This window comes from Vibrio sp. HA2012 (assembly GCF_002812955.1).
GTDB lineage: Bacteria > Pseudomonadota > Gammaproteobacteria > Enterobacterales > Vibrionaceae > Vibrio.
Genome location: NZ_PFXK01000005.1, coordinates 240,367 through 259,525, shown reverse-complemented (window position 1 = coordinate 259,525; position 19,159 = coordinate 240,367). Strand labels below are relative to the sequence as shown.

Sequence of the window (19,159 nt, the reverse complement as noted above, 5' to 3'; positions counted from 1 at the left end):
AATGGATGCATGATCATTGAGCAGATCAGACGTGAGCACGGCTATATGTTGCGGTTGCTGGCTATTCTGAAGCAGAAACTGACGGCTTTACAGGATGAGAAATCAATTAATTACGGTTTAGTCAGAGAAATCGTTGATTATTTGTGTGTGCATTCAGAAAAAACACACCATCCAAAAGAGGATATCCTGTACAACTACTTTATCAGACATTATGGTGCTGAAAATCAGCGTCAGGGCAAAGGTATGCGAGATCTGGCCGCTGACCATACTGCGCTGGCACAGAAAAGCCATGAGTTTATGGATATTCTGGATATGATTCTGCAGGATGCTATCGTGCCTCAGGATGTATTTGTGGCTCAGTTGGAGAGTTTTATTAGGGTGCAGAAACAGCATCTGGATATCGAAGAAAAAGAAATTTTACCTGCCATCAGCGAACGATTTTCAGCCCGGGACTGGCAGATCGTTGAAGCAATGTGGGAACTACCGGATGATGATCCCGTATTTGGTGATACAATTGCTGACAAATACAGACAACTGGCCCAACGGGTCAGACGAACCGATTAATACATCAGAATAAAACAGAACAGACACCTGTGGGAGGTGTCTGTTATAAGATTGGTTATAAACTGATATCGTCTAAACTGTAATCACAGCAAATATCCATTTCCATTAATTCTCTTTGTAAACGCTGCCGATCTTTAATGGCTTCAATTTCGCGCCATTTGCGTTTTACTGGTTTAGCTCGGCTGGAGCGGGTTGGCTGAGTCTCCATTGCCAAAACGTCATCAAGCAGAAATCCGTCCATAGTTGACCTCTCATTTTGTAGTTATAGGCTCCGTACCAGAGTCTTTTTATTACCATACAAAAAGTGAGAATAGCTAGCCTTTATTTCTCATTTATTTCTCTTTAATGAAGCTTTTGTTAGGAAATTTACCTCGTTTCACATATTTCGATTTATTATTGATTAATAAATAATCAGTTTGGTGGTGGTTGATTTTTACCGGTCAGGACTGCATTATTTTCATTGATACAATTTTTGTTACATTTATATTCAGACTCCTTTGTGCTGTATGGTATCTGAGGTTGTCTGTGGTTCTGTCCAGAGAAGAGGTTGCAGTGACTGATATTATTAATCTGATGAATGATCTTCTCTGGGGATCGATTCTTGTTTATCTGTTGGTTGGCGTGGGGATTTATTTCACGATCAGTCTTGGCTTTATTCAGTTTCGGCATTTCAGACATATTTTCACTGTACTGAAAAATAGTCGTCAGGCAGACCGTTCTGGCGTTTCATCTTTTCAGGCACTCTGTACCAGTCTTGCTGCCCGGGTTGGAACCGGTAATATGGCGGGTGTTGCAGTAGCATTAACGGCCGGAGGGCCGGGAGCTATTTTCTGGATGTGGTTTATTGCCATGCTGGGAATGGCCACTTCTTTTGCAGAAAGTACTCTGGCTCAGTTGTATAAAACCCGTGATGATAGCGGTAATTATCGCGGTGGTCCGGCTTACTACATAGAGAAAGGGTTGGGTATGCGCTGGATGGGAGTATTATTTTCTGTCTCTCTGATCTGGTCATTTGGTCTGGTATTTAATGCAGTGCAGGCTAATGCGATTGCCAGTGCAGTGAATACGGCTTTTCATATTCAGCCAGTCTACACCGGAGTAGTTATTGTATTACTTTCCGGTGCGGTTATCTTTGGTGGGATGCGTTCTATTGCTCGTACTGCAGAGGTCGTAGTTCCCTTCATGGCGACGGCCTATCTTTTGCTGGCTTTCATTGTTGTGGCTCTTAATGTTGAAAAAGTACCGGATGTTATATCACTTATTTTTCGCAGTGCCTTTGGGGTACAGGAAATAACGGCCGGGGGTCTGGGTTATGCTATTGCACAGGCTGTTCTGAACGGGGTTAAGCGGGGTTTATTTTCAAATGAAGCAGGGATGGGGTCTGCTCCGAATGCTGCAGCTTCTGCCACACCTTATCCTCCTCATCCTGTCTCTCAGGGATATGTGCAGATGCTGGGTGTTTTTACCGATACCATCGTTATTTGCAGTGCGACGGTTGCTATTATTCTGATGTCTGGAGAATATGTACCTTACAGTGACGTCACAGGTATTGAACTGACCCAGAGAGCGTTGAGCACTCAAATCGGCTCATGGGGAGAGGTATTTGTCGCTGTGGCTATTTTCTTTTTTGCCTTTACCTCTATTATTGCCAATTATTTCTATTCCGAAACCAATATGATTTTTCTGGAGCATAACCATAAAACGGGAATCAATTTGTTCCGGCTGGCATTTTTGGCAATGGTCATGTTCGGCTCTATAGCGGCTTTACCTGTTGTCTGGTCACTGGCTGATGTGTCTATGGGGATTATGGTGATTTTGAATCTGATAGCAATTATTTTGCTCTCCGGGGTGGTGCTCAAACTGGCAAAAGATTATAACCGCCAGTTGGATGCCGGGAAGGTGCCAACATTTAATATCGATGATTTTCCAGAATTGAGTTCTCAGCTTGAAAATGGGATCTGGTTTAATAATAAACGTTCCTGATGAATGGAGAAGGCTGCTGCTATCAGATTAATAGGTAAAGCGAGGCTGACGTCTCATCATTTTTTTTATATGCTTAAAAAACTGAATCAGCCACGGAAGAAATTATGCTTATTGCCGTATCACCAGCTAAAACTCTTGATTATGAATCTCCTCTGGTTACAGAGCGTTTCTCTCAGCCGGAACTGATTGCTCATTCTGCTGAATTGATTAAAGAATGCCGTCAGCTATCTCCGGCAAATATTGCAGCTCTGATGAAAGTTAGCGATAAAATTGCGGGTTTGAATGTTGCCCGTTTTGAGCAGTGGAGCGAAACATTTACCCGGGAAAATTCCCGTCAGGCACTTCTGGCGTTTAAAGGTGATGTTTATACAGGGATGGCTGCTGAAACCATGACTGAAGATGACTTTACATTTGCTCAGGAACATATGCGTATTCTGTCGGGTTTGTATGGCGTGTTGAAGCCGTTGGATTTGATGCAGCCTTACCGGCTGGAAATGGGGACAAAACTGGCAAACGGACGCGGACACAATTTGTATCAGTTTTGGGGGAACATCATCACTGAAACCTTAAATCAGGCGTTGTCTTCTCAGGGGGATAATGTGCTGGTGAATCTGGCTTCGAATGAATATTTCAAAGCGGTGAACATAAGAGAACTGGATGCGAGAGTCGTCACTCCGGTCTTTAAGGATTGTAAAAACGGCCAGTATAAAGTGATCAGCTTTTATGCCAAAAAAGCTCGCGGTATGATGGCACGTTATATTATTGAGAATCGTATCAGCCGTATCGAGGAACTGACAGCATTTGATGCTGCCGGATACCGCTTTGCCGCAGAAGAATCAACGTCTTCTGAGCTGGTTTTTAAACGGGAGGAGCAGTAACGGTCTGAATGCAATCAGACAAAGTACCGTTCAAGCAGTTTGGCCGTAAAACCAGTACGCAGATAGAATCCTCTGGGCAGCGTTTTGATGGGTTTACCAGTTGAGCTGTAAGCTTCCGTTAATGCCCGGCTGTTGGCTGCTTTGGGGCGGAGTTGCAGGGCTTCACCATGCCGGGCCGAGATCTGTTCTACCTTTCCCAGTACAATAAACTCCATCAGTTCTTCCCAGTCGGCTTTAAGTATGGCTTCTTCCTCCACGGATGGTGTCCAGAGAAGCGGTGAGCCGACCCGGCGTTCAGCCAGAGGGATTTCCCTTTCTCCCTGAACCGGTATCCAGAGCACTTTAGACAGCTTTTGCCGGACATGACTCTGCTCCCAGTTCAGACCGTATACTCCGGTCAGAGGAGCAACACAAACAAACGTTGTCTCCAGAGGTTTACCCGCATAGCTGACCGGAATACTTTTTAGCTCGATACCCAGATCGATAAAATCCTGCTGCGGTTTACTGCCGGCTGAGGCACCCAGATGCCATTCCAATAGCTGTCCGACCCAGCCTTTATCCCGCTTCAGATCCGGGGGAACGGTCATATCAGCTTCGTCTGCCAGTTCCTGAAAATTAAGCCCGGCAATCTGCCAGGCTCGTTGCAACAGTTCTGTTTCTGTCTTTGGTGTTGGTTTCATGTGCGGGTTATTTGGGTTCTTCTGCAAGTACGGCAAAACAGCGATCTGCAGCCGCTAGAGTGGCCTCAATTTCTTTACTGCCATGAGCCAGAGAGGTAAAGCCAGCTTCAAAAGCTGATGGTGCCAGGTAGACACCCTGTTCCAGCATCAGATGGAAGAAGCGTTTAAAGCGTTCAGTATCACAGCGGGCGACTTCTTCATAACAGGTAACCTGTGGCTGATCTGTAAAGAAGAAGCCAAACATCCCCCCAGCCTGATTGACGACCAGAGGAATAGCATGCTTCTCTGCCAGAGATTTTAGCCCCTCAGTCAGTCTGCGGGTTTTTGAAGCCAGCCGTTCTTCATTACCCTGTTCAGACAATACCTTCAGACAAGCATATCCGGCAGCCATTGCAATAGGGTTACCGGAGAGAGTACCTGCCTGATAAACAGGGCCGGTTGGAGCGATATACTGCATAATGTCTCTGCGTCCACCAAATGCCCCCACAGGCATACCACCGCCGATCACTTTCCCCAGAGTGGTTAGATCGGGTTTTACATTATAGTAAGCTTGCGCTCCACCCAGAGCGACCCGGAAACCGGTCATGACTTCATCCAGAATCAGAAGGGAGCCTTCGTTATCACAGATGCTGCGCAATCCCTGCAAAAAACCGTCAACGGGAGGAATACAGTTCATATTTCCGGCTACCGGCTCAACAATGATACAGGCAATCTCGTCTTTGTTGGCTGCAAACAGCTCACGGACAGAGTCGAGATCATTATACGTGGCTGTCAGTGTATATTTGGCAAAATCTGCAGGAACTCCGGGAGAACTTGGTTGCCCGAGCGTCAAGGCTCCTGAACCGGCTTTTACCAGTAGGCTGTCAGCATGGCCGTGATAGCATCCTTCAAACTTGATGATTTTATCTCGGCCTGTATAACCTCGAGCCAGGCGAATCGCACTCATGGTCGCTTCGGTACCTGAATTCACCATACGCAGTTGTTCCATCGATGGAACCAGTTCAGAAACCAGTTCGGCCATTGTTATCTCCATTTCGGTTGGTGCACCGAAACTCAGCCCCCGACGTGCCGCTTCAATAACCGCATCGCGAATAACAGCATGGTTATGGCCGAGGATCATTGGCCCCCATGAACCAACGTAATCAATATAGGCTTTACCGTCTGCATCAAAAATCAGTGCGCCGTCAGCCCGCTCTACAAAAACAGGTGAGCCTCCAACACCATTAAAGGCCCGTACAGGAGAGTTGACTCCGCCAGGAATGGTTTGCTGTGCTTTTTGGTACAGTTCAGACGATTTACTCATCATATTGTCCTCGTTGGTTAAAATCCGGATACAGGAAAGTTGCTGGCATTGTAGCGGCAGAAAAAGGAAAAGCACAGCTGTAACCAGCTGTTTTCATTTATTCCTCACTGTACAATAAACATGTCACAAGCAGGGAATACTTGAATGAATTACTCAGGTATTAGATAATCAGCCTGTTATTACAATCATTACAGTCCGACGTTGCTCAGCCTCAATAATGACAGAAAATAGAGAGGAATTAACAAGCGACACAACAGACTGAAATTCGGAGATGAGTCATCGTGAGTGAAGTAAATGTACCTATTACCTTTTCAGACGCAGCAGCCAATAGGGTCAAGATCCTGATTGCTGAAGAGGAAAATCCAGATCTTAAGCTGCGTGTTTATATAACCGGCGGCGGTTGCAGCGGGTTTCAGTATGGATTTACCTTTGATGAGAAAGTAAACGACGGAGATATGGTCGTCGAGAATCAGGGGGTTACGCTTGTCGTTGATCCCATGAGTTTGCAGTATCTGATCGGTGGTGTTGTGGATTATACCGAGGGACTGGAAGGCTCGCGCTTTTTTGTTGATAACCCGAATGCCACAACCACATGTGGTTGTGGTGCTTCTTTCAGTGTTTGAACCTCGTCTCATTTTTTTTGTAACAAAAATATGAACCACCTCGTATTTGTGAGTCATATCAGTGAATAATTGATTCGAGCCTGTTTATAATTGCCGCAAATTGATTGCTGACAGAAGCTTTACTCTGACCGGAGTAAAGCTTTGTAGTTTCCGCTATCAGCAGCTAACAATAATAGACAGGGACTTTGCACATGATGATTCTCAAAGGCTACCTTTCCCGACGCCCTTGGTTAATCTCTCTTTTACTTTTCATCGCTATTGCTTTATGGCTGGGGCTGGACTGGGGTAAGGCTGATATTTCAGCATCTGCATCTGTGGATAACTCATCATCTCAGGCACCGCTGGCTAAAGTGGTTTATCAGACGTTTCATTCCCTGAATACAGCCAAAACCATTGAGCTGTATGGCAGAACGGCTCCTGATCGTCAGGCTCGTCTGGCGGCTGAAGTAGCCGGAAAAGTGATGGCTCTGGATGTAATCAAAGGCTCACGGGTCCAGAAAGGGCAGGCTATTGCACATATTGATCCGGCCGATCTTGAACTGCAACTGCAAAGAGCCAGAGCGGCTCTGGAAGTCAGAGAAAAAGAGTTCAAAGCGGCAAAATCTCTGAAAAGTAAAGGGCTGCAGGGAGAAGTGGCTTTCAGTAGTGCTCAGTCTAACCTGGTTGAAGCTCGGGCGGTGGTAAAAAAAGCCCGGCTGAATCTGGACAATACGACAATCCGGGCTCCTTTTGACGGTATTCTGGATGATCTCATTATCGAAGTGGGTGACTTTGTCGGAATTGGTGATCCGGTTGCAACCATACTGGATCTGGATAATGTGGTTGTTGAAGCGGATGTTAGTGAACGACATATTCAGGCGTTAAAAGTCGGGGAGACGGCCAGTATCCGTTTTATTGACGGGCCACGGGTTAAAGGCATTGTTCGCTATATTTCCCGCATTTCCTCTGCGACGACTAATACGTTTCCAATAGAAATTGAAATCTCAAATCCGGATTTGTCGATTCCCGCCGGTATCAGTGCAGAAGTGGCATTGGAACTGGATCTTCAACTGGCGACCAAAATATCGCCGGCTATGCTGGCACTGGATAAAGACGGTAATCTGGGTGTAAAAGCTCTGTACCCAACGGAACATTCTGCTGAGAGTGATGCTTCCCGTAAGGTCTATTTCGTGCCGGTACAATTGGTTAAAGCTGAGCAGGATGGCGTCTGGCTGGCTGGTCTGGGAGAAAGTGCCGATATCATTACCATAGGGCAGGGATTTGTCCGTAACGGTGACCGGGTACATGCGGTAAAATCAAGCTCGGTTATGGGGAGATCCGTATCGGAAACCCTGTCTGCTACCGAACAATAAGGGAAGTCGATTATGTTCACCATTATTGATGCGGCTCTGTCGCGCTCCCGCACCATGCTTACTTTGCTGTTGCTTATTCTTATCGCCGGAACCGGAACGTATCTGACCATTCCTAAAGAGTCCAGCCCGGATATCACGATTCCTATTATCTATGTTTCGGTCACACATCAGGGGATTTCACCTGAAGATGCCGAAAGACTGCTGGTTCGTCCGATAGAACAGGAACTGCGTTCCATTGAAGGCGTGAAAGAAATGACAGGGACGGCAGCGGAAGGTTATGGGTCCGTAATGCTGGAGTTTAATGTTGGCGTCAATCTGGATAAAGCGATGGCTGATGTCCGGGATGCCGTGGATCTGGCTAAGCCAACATTACCGGAAGATAGTGATGAGCCAACTGTGAATGAAGTGACGCTGGCTTCCGCACAGCCGGTATTATCTGCTGTGCTATATGGTACGGTTCCTGAGAGAACTATTGTGCAGATCAGCCGGGAATTAAGAGATAAGCTGGAAAGCTATAAGCAAATCCTTGAAGTGGATATTGCCGGTGACCGGGAAGATGTTGTCGAGATCATAGTTGATCCTTTACTAATGGAGAGCTACGGACTGGATCAAGGGGACATCTATAACCTGATCGCACTGAATAACCGGGTTGTAGCCGCCGGATTTGTCGACAACGGGAACGGGCGTTTTTCAGTCAAAGTGCCATCGGTATTTGATTCTCTGAAAGATGTACTGGAATTACCGGTGAAGGTGAATGGCAAAGAGGTTGTTACCTTTGGTGATATTGCTACCGTACGACGAGCCTTCCGTGATCCGGAAAGCTATGCCCGGCTGGATGGTGAATCTGCTGTGGTACTGGATGTGAAAAAACGTGCCGGAGAGAATATCATCGAAACAGTCGATCTGGTTAAGTCCGTATTTGATGCTGCCCGACAGAGGGAAGACTGGCCAGCGAATCTGATGGTTAAATACACCTGGGATGAATCTGACAGCGTAAAAATGATGCTGAATGATCTGCAGAATAATATTCTGTCAGCAATTATTCTGGTGGTGATTGTCATCATTGCCATACTTGGTGTGAGAACAGCACTGCTGGTTGGTATTTCTATTCCCGGTTCATTTCTGACAGGTTTGCTGGTGCTTTCTGTCTTTGGACTGACCATCAATATCATTGTACTTTTTTCTCTGATTATGGCTGTGGGAATGTTGGTTGATGGTGCCATTGTCGTGACAGAGTTTGCTGATCGGCGTATGCATGAAGGAATGCCCAGACGACAAGCGTATCAGGATGCGGCCAAACGTATGGCATGGCCGATCATCGCTTCGACTGCAACGACGCTGGCAGCGTTTGCTCCATTGTTGTTCTGGCCGGATATTACCGGTGAGTTTATGCGTTTTCTGCCTATTACGCTGATTGCGACCCTATCAGCATCGCTGGTAATGGCACTGCTGTTTGTACCTGTACTGGGCAGTATTATCGGCAGGCCACAGTATGTACGTCCGGAAATACGGCGAGAAATGGTTGCGCTACATGACGGGGACTTTGCAAAAGCAACCGGTATGACGGGGTTGTACTATCACACACTGGCAGTGGCTATTCGTCATCCATGGAAGATACTGCTCAGCGCGATTCTTTTGTCTGCCGGTGTCGGGGTCGGATATGGTAAAGCGGGACTGGGAACCGAGTTTTTCCCAGATGTGGATCCGGAGTTTTTTACGATTAAAGTCCGTTCTTATGGAGACCTCTCTATCCAGGAAAAAGATACTATTATGCATGACATAGAGAGTGTTGTTCTCGGTCATGATGAGTTTGAAAGTGTTTATACCCGTACCGGTGGAGATGATGTGATCGGCCAGATTCAGATTACTCCGGTTGACTGGCAGTACCGGCGTAAAGTGAAGGTAATTATTGATGAGCTGAAACAGAAAACATCACAGTTTTCCGGTGTTGAAATAGAGTATAAATTTGCAGAAGCCGGGCCACCAAGTGAGCATGATCTGGTGATTGAGCTTTCTGCCCGTGAAGCCGATAAGCTGGAGAAGGCTACGCTCATGGTGCGCCAGTGGGCGGATCAGTACCGTGCTTTTACAAACCTGAGTGATTCAGCCAGTAAACCGGGTATTGACTGGCAGATTGATATCCAGCGGGACGATGCCGGTCGTTTCGGTGCCGATGCTACTCTGGTCGGTAATACAGTACAATTTGTTACCAATGGCCTGAAAATTGGTGATTATTTGCCTGATGATGCGACAGAAGAAGTAGATATTCTGGTGCGCTATCCGGAAGAGAAACGGGATATTGGGCGATTTGATGAACTGAGAATTAAAACTCCGGCTGGTCTGATCCCGATGACCAATTTTGCTCAGATCCGACCTAACCATAAGCAACATACCATCAACCGTATTGACGGTCATCGGGTCCTGAGTGTTATGGCAGATTTAAAAGAGGGATATAACCTTGCTCTGGAGCTGCCGAAAGTAACACAGGCTATAGACGCTCTGGGGCTACCATCGGGTGTGGAGTTCAAGCTGAGAGGACAGAATGAAGATCAAGAACAGTCATCTGCGTTCCTTGAAGTCGCTTTTGTTGTGGCTCTGGCGGTTATGGCTTTGATTCTAATCACTCAGTTCAACAGTTTTTATCAGGCATTCCTTATCCTCAGTGCCGTTCTGTTTTCTACGGTTGGTGTGTTTGCCGGGCTGCTTATTTTCCAGCGGCCATTCGGGATAGTGATGTCCGGTATTGGTGTGATTGCATTGGCAGGAATTGTTGTGAATAACAATATTGTGCTTATCGATACCTATAATCAGCTTCGTCAGCGTGGTCTGGCAAAGGATCAGGCGATTTTGCGTACCGGGGTTCAGCGTCTGAGACCGGTTATGCTGACAACGGTAACCACTATACTGGGTCTGTTGCCCATGGTAATGGAAATGAATATTGATTTGATGAACAGAAAGATTGAATTTGGAGCGCCGAGTACCCAATGGTGGTCTCAACTGGCTACCGCTGTAGCTGGCGGGCTTGCTTTTGCAACCTTGCTGACTCTGGTGCTTACTCCTTGTCTGTTGATGTTAGGACGGGAACCTAAAGGAGCAACTCCGCCGGATCCAGACTATAAAGTTTAGTTTTTATGTGTAAAATAGCTCCAAAACGAAGTAACTGTATGAGCCAAGCATGAAAATATTACTCGCTAACCCTCGTGGATTCTGTGCCGGAGTTGACCGGGCTATCAGTATTGTAGAGCGGGCACTGGAAATGTATCAGCCGCCCATCTATGTCAGGCATGAAGTGGTGCATAACCGTTTTGTGGTCGAAGGGCTGAAACGTCGCGGGGCTGTATTTGTTGAGGAGTTGTCCGAAGTGCCGGATAACAATATTGTTATTTTTTCGGCGCATGGGGTTTCTCAGGCAGTCAGGAAGGAAGCTGAAGATAGAGCGTTGACGGTATTTGATGCAACTTGCCCGCTGGTGACAAAAGTACATATGGAAGTAGCCAGAGCCAGCCGTAAGAATATGGAAGTCGTACTGATAGGTCATGCTGGCCATCCTGAAGTTGAAGGAACTATGGGGCAATATGACAGTGAAACAGGAGGGATGTATCTGGTGGAAAAGCCGGATGATGTAAATCGTCTTCCGGTTCAGGATCCGTCCAACTTGCATTATGTTAGCCAGACAACACTTTCGGTTGATGAAACTGCCGGTGTGATAGATAAATTGCGTGATGTTTTTCCTGCAGTTCAGGGACCCCGTAAGGATGATATCTGTTATGCCACACAAAACCGTCAGGATGCGGTTCGTCAGATGGCTCAGGATGTGGATGTCATGATCGTTGTCGGCTCGCGGAATTCATCAAATTCTACCCGGCTGAAAGAGCTGGCGGAAAAACTGGGGACACCGTCTTATCTGATCGATTCGGCTGAGGATATCATTTCTGAATGGTTTGACGGCGTTGATCAGGTTGGTGTTACCGCCGGGGCTTCAGCACCTGAAGAACTGGTGAATCAGATTATTGACCGAATCAAACGGTTCGGTGCTACTGAGGTTGAAGAACTACAGGGCAGGGAAGAAAATATGTTTTTTGAGGTTCCCAAAGAATTGCAAATCACTTAGGCCATACCCAGTGTATAAACATATTAAAATCCCCGCCAATGTCTGCGGGGATTTTTGTTTTGTTGGTTTTATAGCGTATCAGGCTGTTTCTGTTGCTGTATCAGGATTGGTTTCATCAGCCAGTTCACTTTCTCCTTTGCCTTTGGATACCCTGATAACATAAAGCATTATTGCCAGAGCGGAGACGACGCCGATGACAGTGGAAAGCATCATAGGCAGACCAAAGCCCAGTGTCGTGTTACTCATGATAAAGGAGAGACATACCGTAGTCATAAATACAGCCGGTACAGTGGCGATCCAGTGTAGCTTGTTATGCCGTAGCAGATAAGCGGATGCTGTCCACAGCATGATAGTGGCTGTCGCCTGATTAGCAAAGCCGAAATAGCGCCAGATAATACCGAAGTCGACCTGAGTCAGAATTGCGCCGATAACAAACAGAGGTACAGCCATCAGCAGACGTTTGTTCAGTGATTTCTGTTCCATATTGAAATACTCGGCCAGGATCAGGCGGCTGGAGCGGAATGCGGTGTCACCGGATGTGATTGGCAAAATGACGACACCAAGGAATGCCAGAATACCACCAAAAGTGCCCAGAAGACCGAAGGATGCACTGTACACAACGTTGCCCGGCCCACCATTCTGTACAGCATCAGACAGTGCATCGACGGAGCCGAAGAAAGACAGTGCCAGCGAACACCAGATAATGGCAATAATTCCTTCGCCGATCATCGCACCGTAAAATATAAAGCGTCCATTCTTCTCATTATTCATGCAGCGAGCCATCAGCGGTGACTGGGTAGCATGGAAACCGGAGATTGCACCACAGGCTATGGTGATAAACAGAGCCGGCCACAGTGGCAGATTGTTCGGATTCATATTGCTGAACATGTCGCTGATAACAAATCCACCCATAATAGTATGTTCATCTGACAGACCGATAGCTGTTATCAGACCAACTGACATAAAAATCAGCAGCGCACCAAACAGAGGATAGAAGCGACCGATAATTTTATCTACCGGTACAATCGTGGCGATAATGTAGTAGGCAAAAATCAGAACGACCATAGTTGTTTTGGATATTTCCAGTCCGCCCTGTTCGTTAGCGAGGTTTGTCAGCATACCGGCAGGAGCGGATACAAATACGACTCCAACCAGTAACAGCAGAATAATGGCAAAAATGTTCATAAAGTGTTTTGCACCATTTCCCAGATAACGACCGGTAATTGCAGGGACAGAAGCCCCTCCGTTTCGAACAGATAGCATTCCGGAGAAATAATCGTGTACGGCACCGGCAAAAATACAACCGATTACTATCCACAGTAGTGCTGCCGGACCATACAGTGCTCCCATGATCGGACCAAATATCGGACCTACACCAGCAATATTAAGTAACTGAACCAGATAAACTTTGGGTGTCGACATAGGAACATAGTCCACACCATCATTTTTAGTGTGTGCCGGAGTGGCACGTTTTTCGTTAATACCAAATACTTTTTCAACAAAAGTACCATAGATGAAATATCCGCCGATAAGGGCGGCAATACTGATTAAAAACCAGGCCATAATAAAAGTCTCACGTTAATAAAAGGGATTTGTTGCAGGTTCAGAATAAATGAGCGGGTGAATGGCTTCATCTGCTTCTATAGTCAGTGGCAATATATGGATTTAAATGGTCTGATAGAAATATAAATGGTTTGTTTTTTTCTTGGTTATCCGGCGGCAGAAACGAGAGTTTGGTGTTAGACTCAATCTATAACTTAATGTAACTAAAGGCATTAATATGAAAAGGACAGAAGTGGCTCTGTTTACGGTCTTGTTACTCGGTGGGTGTAGTGTCACTGATATACAGACCGAAGATTCGGACTGGTTCGACATCGGTTACCGGGATGGCATTAAAGGCAGACATGCACGCTCTTACAGCCAGCTAAGAGAGTTTGGTCAGGCAAATCATGCAGAATATGATCAGGGCTATATACGGGGAATTCAGGAATACTGTAACCCGGATGTTGCCTATCAGATAGGTTTATCCGGGCAGTATTATGAAGGGGTTTGTGAAGGTACTGAATTTGCTCAGAAGTTTCGTATGGAATGGAAACGGGGCTGGAATGAATCCAGATAGCTCTGTGCAGTTATTTTTCTTCCACTGCTTTTCTAAGAAAGCCCTGCTGTTTTTCCAGCTGTAGCCGGGCTGTTGACAGATCCAATCCGCTGAGAAGCATTAAAATAGAAAGCTTAACGTCATTGCCGGTTTCTTTGAGTATCTGAGCTGCTTCTGATGCATCGCAGTCTGTAGCCTGCATCACGATACGTACCGCTCTGGCCAGCAGTTTTTTATTGGTGGCTTTTACATCAACCATCAGATTCTGATAACTTTTTCCCAGACGGATCATACTGGCTGTTGAAAGCATATTCAGCACCAGCTTCTGAGCGGTTCCTGATTTGAGACGGGTAGAGCCAGTCAGAGCCTCCGGGCCGACTACCGGACTGATGGCAATCGAAGCAATTTCTGCAATCGGTGACTCAGGATTGCAGGACAGGGCGATGGTAGTGGTTCCGATATCATTAGCGTATTCAAGTCCACCTATGACATAAGGCGTCCTGCCGCTGGCTGCAATACCGACCAGTACGTCATCTGGTGTCAGATGAATCTGTTGCAGATCGGCCTTACCCAGTTCGGGTGAATCTTCTGCTCCTTCCTGAGCCCGGAACATGGCCTCTTTGCCTCCGGCAATCAGTCCTATGACCATCTGTTCAGAGACTCCGAATGTTGGCGGGCATTCCGATGCATCCAGAACGCCTAACCGGCCACTGGTTCCGGCTCCCATATAGATCAGGCGGGCATTGTTACGCAAAGCATTCGTAATATGATCAACCGCTTCTGCTATCTGGGGTAATACATTTTCCACGGCAGCCGGAACCTGTCTGTCCTGCTGATTCAGCCTTCTGACGATCTCCAGAGAAGAGAGCAGATCAATATCCATCGTATCCGGGTTGCGTCCTTCTGAAATCAGACGGGAAAGTGCAGATAGCAATGCATCATTGGTCATATGTGGTTATTCCTTGTCATGCCGGGTAGATCACGCCCAATGAAACAGGTTTTACTGCGCCGGTTACTTCGGGCAGATTGCTGGGGAGTTGATGTACACGTCGCTGGGCAAGCCAGGCAAAGGCAATCGCTTCCATATAATCCCCATCAACTCCTTTTTCAGTGGTTTTTGCTACTGTCCATTGTGGAAGTTTTTCTATTAACTTATTCATTAATAATGGGTTATTTGCTCCACCTCCACAGACAAGCAATTCAGGGTGCAATCCAGAACAGAATTTGTCAATGTCAGAAACGATAGTTTGAGTGGTTAATTCAGCCAGTGTTGCCTGAATATCTTCTGCGGGTAAATGTTGAGGAAAATGCCTCAGATGAGTCTGTAACCAGTTAAGATTAAAGTGTTCCCGGCCGGAACTTTTAGGGGCTGGCTGAGAAAAAAACGGATCCTGGGTCAGTCTTGTTAACAGTTCAGGAATAACTTTACCTGACAGGGCGAAGCGGGCATCAGCATCATATTTTTTGCCCTGTATTTGTTGGATCCATGCATCGAGCAGTATATTTCCTGGCCCGGTATCATAGCCAATTACCGGCATATCCGGCTGCATCACTGAAATATTAGCAATCCCCCCGATATTCAGTACCACAACCGTCGAATCCTGAGCAGGGAAAATAGTCTGGTGAAAGGCAGGAACCAGCGGGGCTCCTTGTCCACCCAGTGCCATATCTTTTCTGCGAAAATCAGCGATTGTGGTGATCCCTGTTTTTACTGCCATGATATTGGCATCTCCTAGTTGCATCGTAAAAGGATACTGGCCTTGTGGCAGGTGGTAGACGGTTTGTCCGTGGCAACCTATCGCTTTTATGTCATTTGCCCGGTAGCCTGATTTTTCCAGTAGTTGTAGTACGGCATCAGCAAATAGGTGACCCAGCTGATGATCAATCTCTCCAACTTGTTGCAAGCTGGTTTGCTGGCTGAGGCAAAGATCCAGTACTGACTGACGGAGAGGATCCTGCATTGGGAAGAAATCATGCTGTATTAGCTTTGTGCTGTGCTCATCTATACTAACCAGTGCGGTATCCACACCGTCCATACTGGTGCCGGACATTACACCGATATAAAGTTCTGCTGCGCTCATACAGGTTCTCCTGAAAATTAGTCTCGCCATTGTAAAGCAAAAATAATCAGAATATCCTGCACTTATTCATAAGATACACCCGGAGAATGTAATGGGACCACTTTGGATTGATTTGGAAGGGTATGAGCTGACTGCCGAAGAGAAAGAAATATTGCAGCATCCTACGGTAGGAGGTGTGATTCATTTCTCGCGTAATTACTATGACAGTGAACAATTGATTGCTCTGAATCAGTCGATCCGCAAAGCAGCCAGAGGCCCGATGCTTATTGGTGTTGATCAGGAAGGTGGACGGGTACAGCGTTTCCGGGATGGATTTTCCCGTTTACCGGCTATGGATGTATTTGTTCGTAATAATCTGAGTGATGAGGTGGCAGAACAAATGGGCTGGCTGATGGCTGCGGAACTGATTGCGCATGATGTCGACCTCAGCTTTGCTCCTGTACTGGATAAAGGTTTTTCCTGTAAGGCGATAGGTAACCGGGCATTCGGTGAAAGTGTCTCTGATATTGTTCGTTACAGCTCTGCTTTTATGAGTGGTATGAAACATATGGGTATGGCAACGACGGGGAAACATTTTCCCGGGCATGGCGGAGTGATAGCCGATTCTCATCTTGAAACACCGTACGACGAACGCAGCGATATTCTGGCGACAGACATGGCGGTGTTTAAGGCTCAGATAGAGTCTGGCATGTTGGATGCCCTGATGCCTGCTCATGTAATTTATCCGTATTATGATGACCGTCCAGCAAGTGGCTCTCCATATTGGTTACAGAAAGTATTACGTCAGACGTTAGGTTTTAAAGGTATTGTTTTTTCCGATGATCTGAATATGGAAGGTGCAAGCATTATGGGGACACCTTCTGAGCGGGCACAACAGTCGCTGGATGCCGGATGTGATATGTTGCTGTTGTGTAATAACCGAACATCCAGCATCGAAGTTCTGGATAACCTGCCGGCTACCGAAGTGCCGCAGGCAGCCTGTCTGATAAAGCAGAAGAATGTTACTTTATCTGAACTAACAATATCTTTGCCGTGGAAGGATGCCAGAGAGGTTGCAGCTAGACTGGCAGAACTGTGAGTACGAATATTTTGTTGATATTTTTTAGAAAAATTACGGAATGATTAGCTATACTTATGTACTTTTCTGACTTTACTTGATCTTTAAATTTTTTCTTCAGTTCTTTTAAACGAAAGCTAATATAGTAAAGTAGCAGAATAATAAGTATTCAGTATTTGTATGACCGGTATCAATACAGAAGTTAATATTGATTGACACAATAATATTAATTGTACTTAAGGGTAACAAGAAAAAGGAAATTCATGCATTGTCTAAAATTACTATTACTTATTAGTGTCTTACGTTCCTTTTTGATGTTCAGGCATGATAACGCACATTCAAAGGTACTGATGTGATGAAAAAGGGTCTTATATTCTCCATTCTTATACTTATCTGTGGGGTGGGTGCAACTAATTCATTGCGTGCTGATATTCTTGAAGGAGAGGGTTACGGAGACACTGTAGAACAAGCCAGAGTGGCAGCAGTAGCCGCTTTAGCGAATAACATATATGTAAATGTAGAAAGTAAATCGTCTTCTTATCAGGACAGCAAGGGGACTGATGACTTTATTTTTCAGGCAAATACCACAACGAACATCCCGGTTCTTGGCGTAAAATACTTATGTAATAAAACTTCACAGAGTCATCTTTGCTCTGCATTGTTAGATACGGAAAAAGTACTTCCACTGTATGAAACTGAAATTAAGAATAAAGTAAAAAATATAGATGATAAGTATTTATCATTATCATTAATTGATCAAAATGCACAAATTGATATTTTATATTCTATACTTACTGAACTGGATCAATATGAAAAACTCAGTTTTGTTACTCGTTTTATTTCAGAGAAAAACACCAGTTCTATTAAACCATCTGTAACTATTCAACAAATAAACTCTCAAATAATTGAACTTGAAGACTCTGTTACCAGTTTATATGTGGCAGCAAAAGTTATTTCTCGAAAATTTAAACAAAATGGAATATATATAGAACCTGTTTCTCTTGCTAATTCTCGGGAAATTACACCATTTGCATCTGCATTGGCAGATGAACTTCGAACTCAGATTAAATCGATTAATAATAGAGACGTTGCCAGCTATATTCTTGAAGGTGGTTATATAGAAAACAAATCAGGGATAAGAGTTAACTACAATCTCTCTGATAAAAAAGGCAATACAATTCAGTCGGTGGTCATAAGTTTGTTACCAGAAAGCTACTCAAATTATAGAACTACACCTCTTGCTCCAGATTTTGATAAATTGCTTCACAATGGATACGCGGTCTCCAGTGAATTTAAAACAAGTATTGCCACTAATAAAGGGTTTCGTAATCTTGTATTTAAGAGTGGTGAGGAAGTCGAACTATTAATGAAAATGAATCGTCCAGGATATTTTTATATTGTAGGACATACTAAAAATTCAGAAATAGAGCAATCTTATCTTATCGAGTTAAACGATGCATTGGGCGATCGTCATTTTATAGGATTTATAAATGCAGATGATATCAATAAATGGGTTTCACTAGGTGAATTTGTTGTTGAGGAACCTTTTGGATTGGAAAGTATTCAGCTAATGGCATCAACTAATGATTTTGTGGGTTTTTTACCATCTTATAGTTATATGTCAAATAGTGGTTATTATGTGATTTCTGATAAAATAGAGCAAGGTGTAAAAATGACTCGTGGACTTAAAAAGGTCAAACAGGTTGAATCAGATAATTCAGAATCAGTGTTATTGTTTACAACAGAAAATAATTAATAAGTTTTTAACTAAGAAATAAATAAGGTGGATAAAATGAAAGTAAGCAAGTCTCTTTTCGCTCTTATTTGTGCTGGAGCCATAAGTGCATGTAGCAGTACTTCAGATGAGGTACAGGGAAAAGCAACAACGAACCAATCTGTAGATAAGAGTTGGTGTACATTTGACGATGGTAAAACAGAAGCTCCGGAATTCTTTTGTACTGGTGCTATTGATAATTTTGTTGTTACAGGCCGCGGGTCTGCGCCTAAATCAGATGCTGGTATGAATTACATGATGCAACAGGCGACACTTGCTGCCCGCGTAGAGCTTGCACAAAATATCAGAACCCAGATTAGTAACATGGTCAAGAATTACCTTGGTACAAGCGGTGTGGCAAGCAGGGAAACAATTGATGCTGCTGCATCCAGTACTTCTCAATCCATAACAGATGAATCTTTAATGGGTTCACGTGTTGTTCGCCGAATTATTGGCCCTGAAGGTGAAGTTTATGTATGGGTCGCTATTGATGAAGAACATCTTGTTGCGACAACACAAAATGCTATTCGTACCAGCATGGCTAATGATGAAGCCGCGTGGCAGAAATTCCAGGCAGAAAAATCGCATGAAGAGATGGCACAAAAGATCATAGAGCTAAGAGAACGCAATAAAAACTAGCTCGCTCTAACAGCAC

General features: G+C 45.1%; 17 protein-coding genes. 11 read left to right on the top strand and 6 right to left on the bottom strand.

Annotation, left to right across the window (positions count from 1 at the left end):
- The first annotated feature begins 9 nt into the window (after positions 1-9).
- On the top strand, positions 10-564 hold the full coding sequence (locus CSW98_RS11570) for a hemerythrin domain-containing protein (protein ID WP_100800631.1): 555 nt from the start codon (positions 10-12) through the stop codon (positions 562-564).
- 55 nt (positions 565-619) lie between these two features.
- On the opposite strand, the gene CSW98_RS11565 is transcribed toward CSW98_RS11570, so the two are convergent.
- Positions 620-805, bottom strand: coding sequence for a DUF3545 family protein (locus CSW98_RS11565; RefSeq protein ID WP_100800630.1), 186 nt, complete (start codon positions 803-805; stop codon positions 620-622).
- 311 nt (positions 806-1,116) lie between these two features.
- Between CSW98_RS11565 and CSW98_RS11560 the strand changes: the two genes are divergently transcribed.
- Positions 1,117-2,547, top strand: coding sequence for an alanine/glycine:cation symporter family protein (locus tag CSW98_RS11560; RefSeq protein WP_100800681.1), 1,431 nt, complete (start codon positions 1,117-1,119; stop codon positions 2,545-2,547).
- Between the two features lie 104 nt (positions 2,548-2,651).
- Positions 2,652-3,425 carry a peroxide stress protein YaaA gene (gene yaaA, locus CSW98_RS11555; RefSeq protein WP_100800629.1) on the top strand — a complete coding sequence of 258 codons (774 nt, stop codon included), beginning with the start codon at positions 2,652-2,654 and terminating at the stop codon, positions 3,423-3,425.
- 14 nt (positions 3,426-3,439) lie between these two features.
- Here yaaA and mutH read toward each other — a convergent pair whose 3' ends face one another.
- Positions 3,440-4,105, bottom strand: a complete 666-nt coding sequence (gene mutH / locus CSW98_RS11550) for a DNA mismatch repair endonuclease MutH (RefSeq protein ID WP_100800628.1) — start codon at positions 4,103-4,105, stop codon at positions 3,440-3,442.
- 7 nt (positions 4,106-4,112) lie between these two features.
- Positions 4,113-5,408, bottom strand: a complete 1,296-nt coding sequence (hemL, locus tag CSW98_RS11545; protein ID WP_100800627.1) for a glutamate-1-semialdehyde 2,1-aminomutase — start codon at positions 5,406-5,408, stop codon at positions 4,113-4,115.
- Positions 5,409-5,689: 281 nt separating this feature from the next.
- Between hemL and erpA the strand changes: the two genes are divergently transcribed.
- The 4 genes from erpA (at position 5,690) to ispH (ending at position 11,494) form a co-directional block, all read left to right on the top strand.
- Positions 5,690-6,031, top strand: a complete 342-nt coding sequence (erpA, locus tag CSW98_RS11540; RefSeq protein ID WP_100800626.1) for an iron-sulfur cluster insertion protein ErpA — start codon at positions 5,690-5,692, stop codon at positions 6,029-6,031.
- 191 nt (positions 6,032-6,222) lie between these two features.
- A complete protein-coding gene (locus tag CSW98_RS11535; RefSeq protein WP_100800625.1) occupies positions 6,223-7,383 on the top strand; it encodes an efflux RND transporter periplasmic adaptor subunit in 1,161 nt (386 codons plus the stop codon).
- 12 nt (positions 7,384-7,395) lie between these two features.
- Complete coding sequence (locus tag CSW98_RS11530) at positions 7,396-10,509, top strand: efflux RND transporter permease subunit (RefSeq protein WP_100800624.1); 3,114 nt, start codon at positions 7,396-7,398, stop codon at positions 10,507-10,509.
- Positions 10,510-10,558: 49 nt separating this feature from the next.
- Positions 10,559-11,494, top strand: coding sequence for a 4-hydroxy-3-methylbut-2-enyl diphosphate reductase (gene ispH / locus CSW98_RS11525; protein ID WP_100800623.1), 936 nt, complete (start codon positions 10,559-10,561; stop codon positions 11,492-11,494).
- A gap of 78 nt (positions 11,495-11,572) precedes the next feature.
- On the opposite strand, the gene CSW98_RS11520 is transcribed toward ispH, so the two are convergent.
- A complete protein-coding gene (locus tag CSW98_RS11520; protein WP_100800622.1) occupies positions 11,573-13,057 on the bottom strand; it encodes a carbon starvation CstA family protein in 1,485 nt (494 codons plus the stop codon).
- A gap of 217 nt (positions 13,058-13,274) precedes the next feature.
- Here CSW98_RS11520 and CSW98_RS11515 point away from each other — a divergent pair, with 217 nt between their 5' ends.
- Positions 13,275-13,613 carry a DUF2799 domain-containing protein gene (locus tag CSW98_RS11515; RefSeq protein WP_100800621.1) on the top strand — a complete coding sequence of 113 codons (339 nt, stop codon included), beginning with the start codon at positions 13,275-13,277 and terminating at the stop codon, positions 13,611-13,613.
- A gap of 10 nt (positions 13,614-13,623) precedes the next feature.
- Here the strand turns inward: CSW98_RS11515 and murQ are convergent, their stop codons facing one another.
- Together murQ and CSW98_RS11505 are read right to left on the bottom strand one after the other, a co-directional pair.
- Positions 13,624-14,541, bottom strand: coding sequence for an N-acetylmuramic acid 6-phosphate etherase (gene murQ / locus CSW98_RS11510; RefSeq protein WP_100800620.1), 918 nt, complete (start codon positions 14,539-14,541; stop codon positions 13,624-13,626).
- A 16-nt stretch (positions 14,542-14,557) separates the two neighbouring features.
- On the bottom strand, positions 14,558-15,673 hold the full coding sequence (locus CSW98_RS11505) for an anhydro-N-acetylmuramic acid kinase (protein WP_100800619.1): 1,116 nt from the start codon (positions 15,671-15,673) through the stop codon (positions 14,558-14,560).
- A gap of 91 nt (positions 15,674-15,764) precedes the next feature.
- On the opposite strand from CSW98_RS11505, the gene nagZ reads away from it, so the two are divergent.
- The 3 genes from nagZ (at position 15,765) to CSW98_RS11490 (ending at position 19,143) form a co-directional block, all read left to right on the top strand.
- Positions 15,765-16,751: a beta-N-acetylhexosaminidase gene (nagZ, locus tag CSW98_RS11500; protein WP_100800618.1), complete on the top strand. Its 987-nt coding sequence runs from the start codon at positions 15,765-15,767 to the stop codon at positions 16,749-16,751.
- Positions 16,752-17,085: 334 nt separating this feature from the next.
- Positions 17,086-18,486 (top strand): hypothetical protein, encoded by a 1,401-nt coding sequence (locus CSW98_RS11495; protein ID WP_100800617.1) that lies wholly within the window; start codon positions 17,086-17,088, stop codon positions 18,484-18,486.
- A 36-nt stretch (positions 18,487-18,522) separates the two neighbouring features.
- Entirely contained in the window at positions 18,523-19,143 is a 621-nt protein-coding gene (locus CSW98_RS11490; RefSeq protein ID WP_100800616.1) for an LPP20 family lipoprotein, read from the top strand.
- Positions 19,144-19,159 lie beyond the last annotated feature (16 nt).

Excerpts from the sequence above, each read along its gene's own strand:
- CSW98_RS11565 (WP_100800630.1), bottom strand. The coding sequence starts at position 805 with ATGGACGGATTTCTGCTTGATGACGTTTTGGCAATGGAGACTCAGCCA.
- hemL (WP_100800627.1), bottom strand. The coding sequence starts at position 5,408 with ATGAGTAAATCGTCTGAACTGTACCAAAAAGCACAGCAAACCATTCCT.
- CSW98_RS11515 (WP_100800621.1), top strand. The coding sequence starts at position 13,275 with ATGAAAAGGACAGAAGTGGCTCTGTTTACGGTCTTGTTACTCGGTGGG.
- CSW98_RS11570 (WP_100800631.1), top strand. The coding sequence starts at position 10 with ATGATCATTGAGCAGATCAGACGTGAGCACGGCTATATGTTGCGGTTG.
- murQ (WP_100800620.1), bottom strand. The coding sequence starts at position 14,541 with ATGACCAATGATGCATTGCTATCTGCACTTTCCCGTCTGATTTCAGAA.
- CSW98_RS11495 (WP_100800617.1), top strand. The coding sequence starts at position 17,086 with ATGAAAAAGGGTCTTATATTCTCCATTCTTATACTTATCTGTGGGGTG.
- CSW98_RS11490 (WP_100800616.1), top strand. The coding sequence starts at position 18,523 with ATGAAAGTAAGCAAGTCTCTTTTCGCTCTTATTTGTGCTGGAGCCATA.
- yaaA (WP_100800629.1), top strand. The coding sequence starts at position 2,652 with ATGCTTATTGCCGTATCACCAGCTAAAACTCTTGATTATGAATCTCCT.
- nagZ (WP_100800618.1), top strand. The coding sequence starts at position 15,765 with ATGGGACCACTTTGGATTGATTTGGAAGGGTATGAGCTGACTGCCGAA.
- mutH (WP_100800628.1), bottom strand. The coding sequence starts at position 4,105 with ATGAAACCAACACCAAAGACAGAAACAGAACTGTTGCAACGAGCCTGG.
- ispH (WP_100800623.1), top strand. The coding sequence starts at position 10,559 with ATGAAAATATTACTCGCTAACCCTCGTGGATTCTGTGCCGGAGTTGAC.
- CSW98_RS11535 (WP_100800625.1), top strand. The coding sequence starts at position 6,223 with ATGATGATTCTCAAAGGCTACCTTTCCCGACGCCCTTGGTTAATCTCT.
- CSW98_RS11520 (WP_100800622.1), bottom strand. The coding sequence starts at position 13,057 with ATGGCCTGGTTTTTAATCAGTATTGCCGCCCTTATCGGCGGATATTTC.
- CSW98_RS11505 (WP_100800619.1), bottom strand. The coding sequence starts at position 15,673 with ATGAGCGCAGCAGAACTTTATATCGGTGTAATGTCCGGCACCAGTATG.
- CSW98_RS11530 (WP_100800624.1), top strand. The coding sequence starts at position 7,396 with ATGTTCACCATTATTGATGCGGCTCTGTCGCGCTCCCGCACCATGCTT.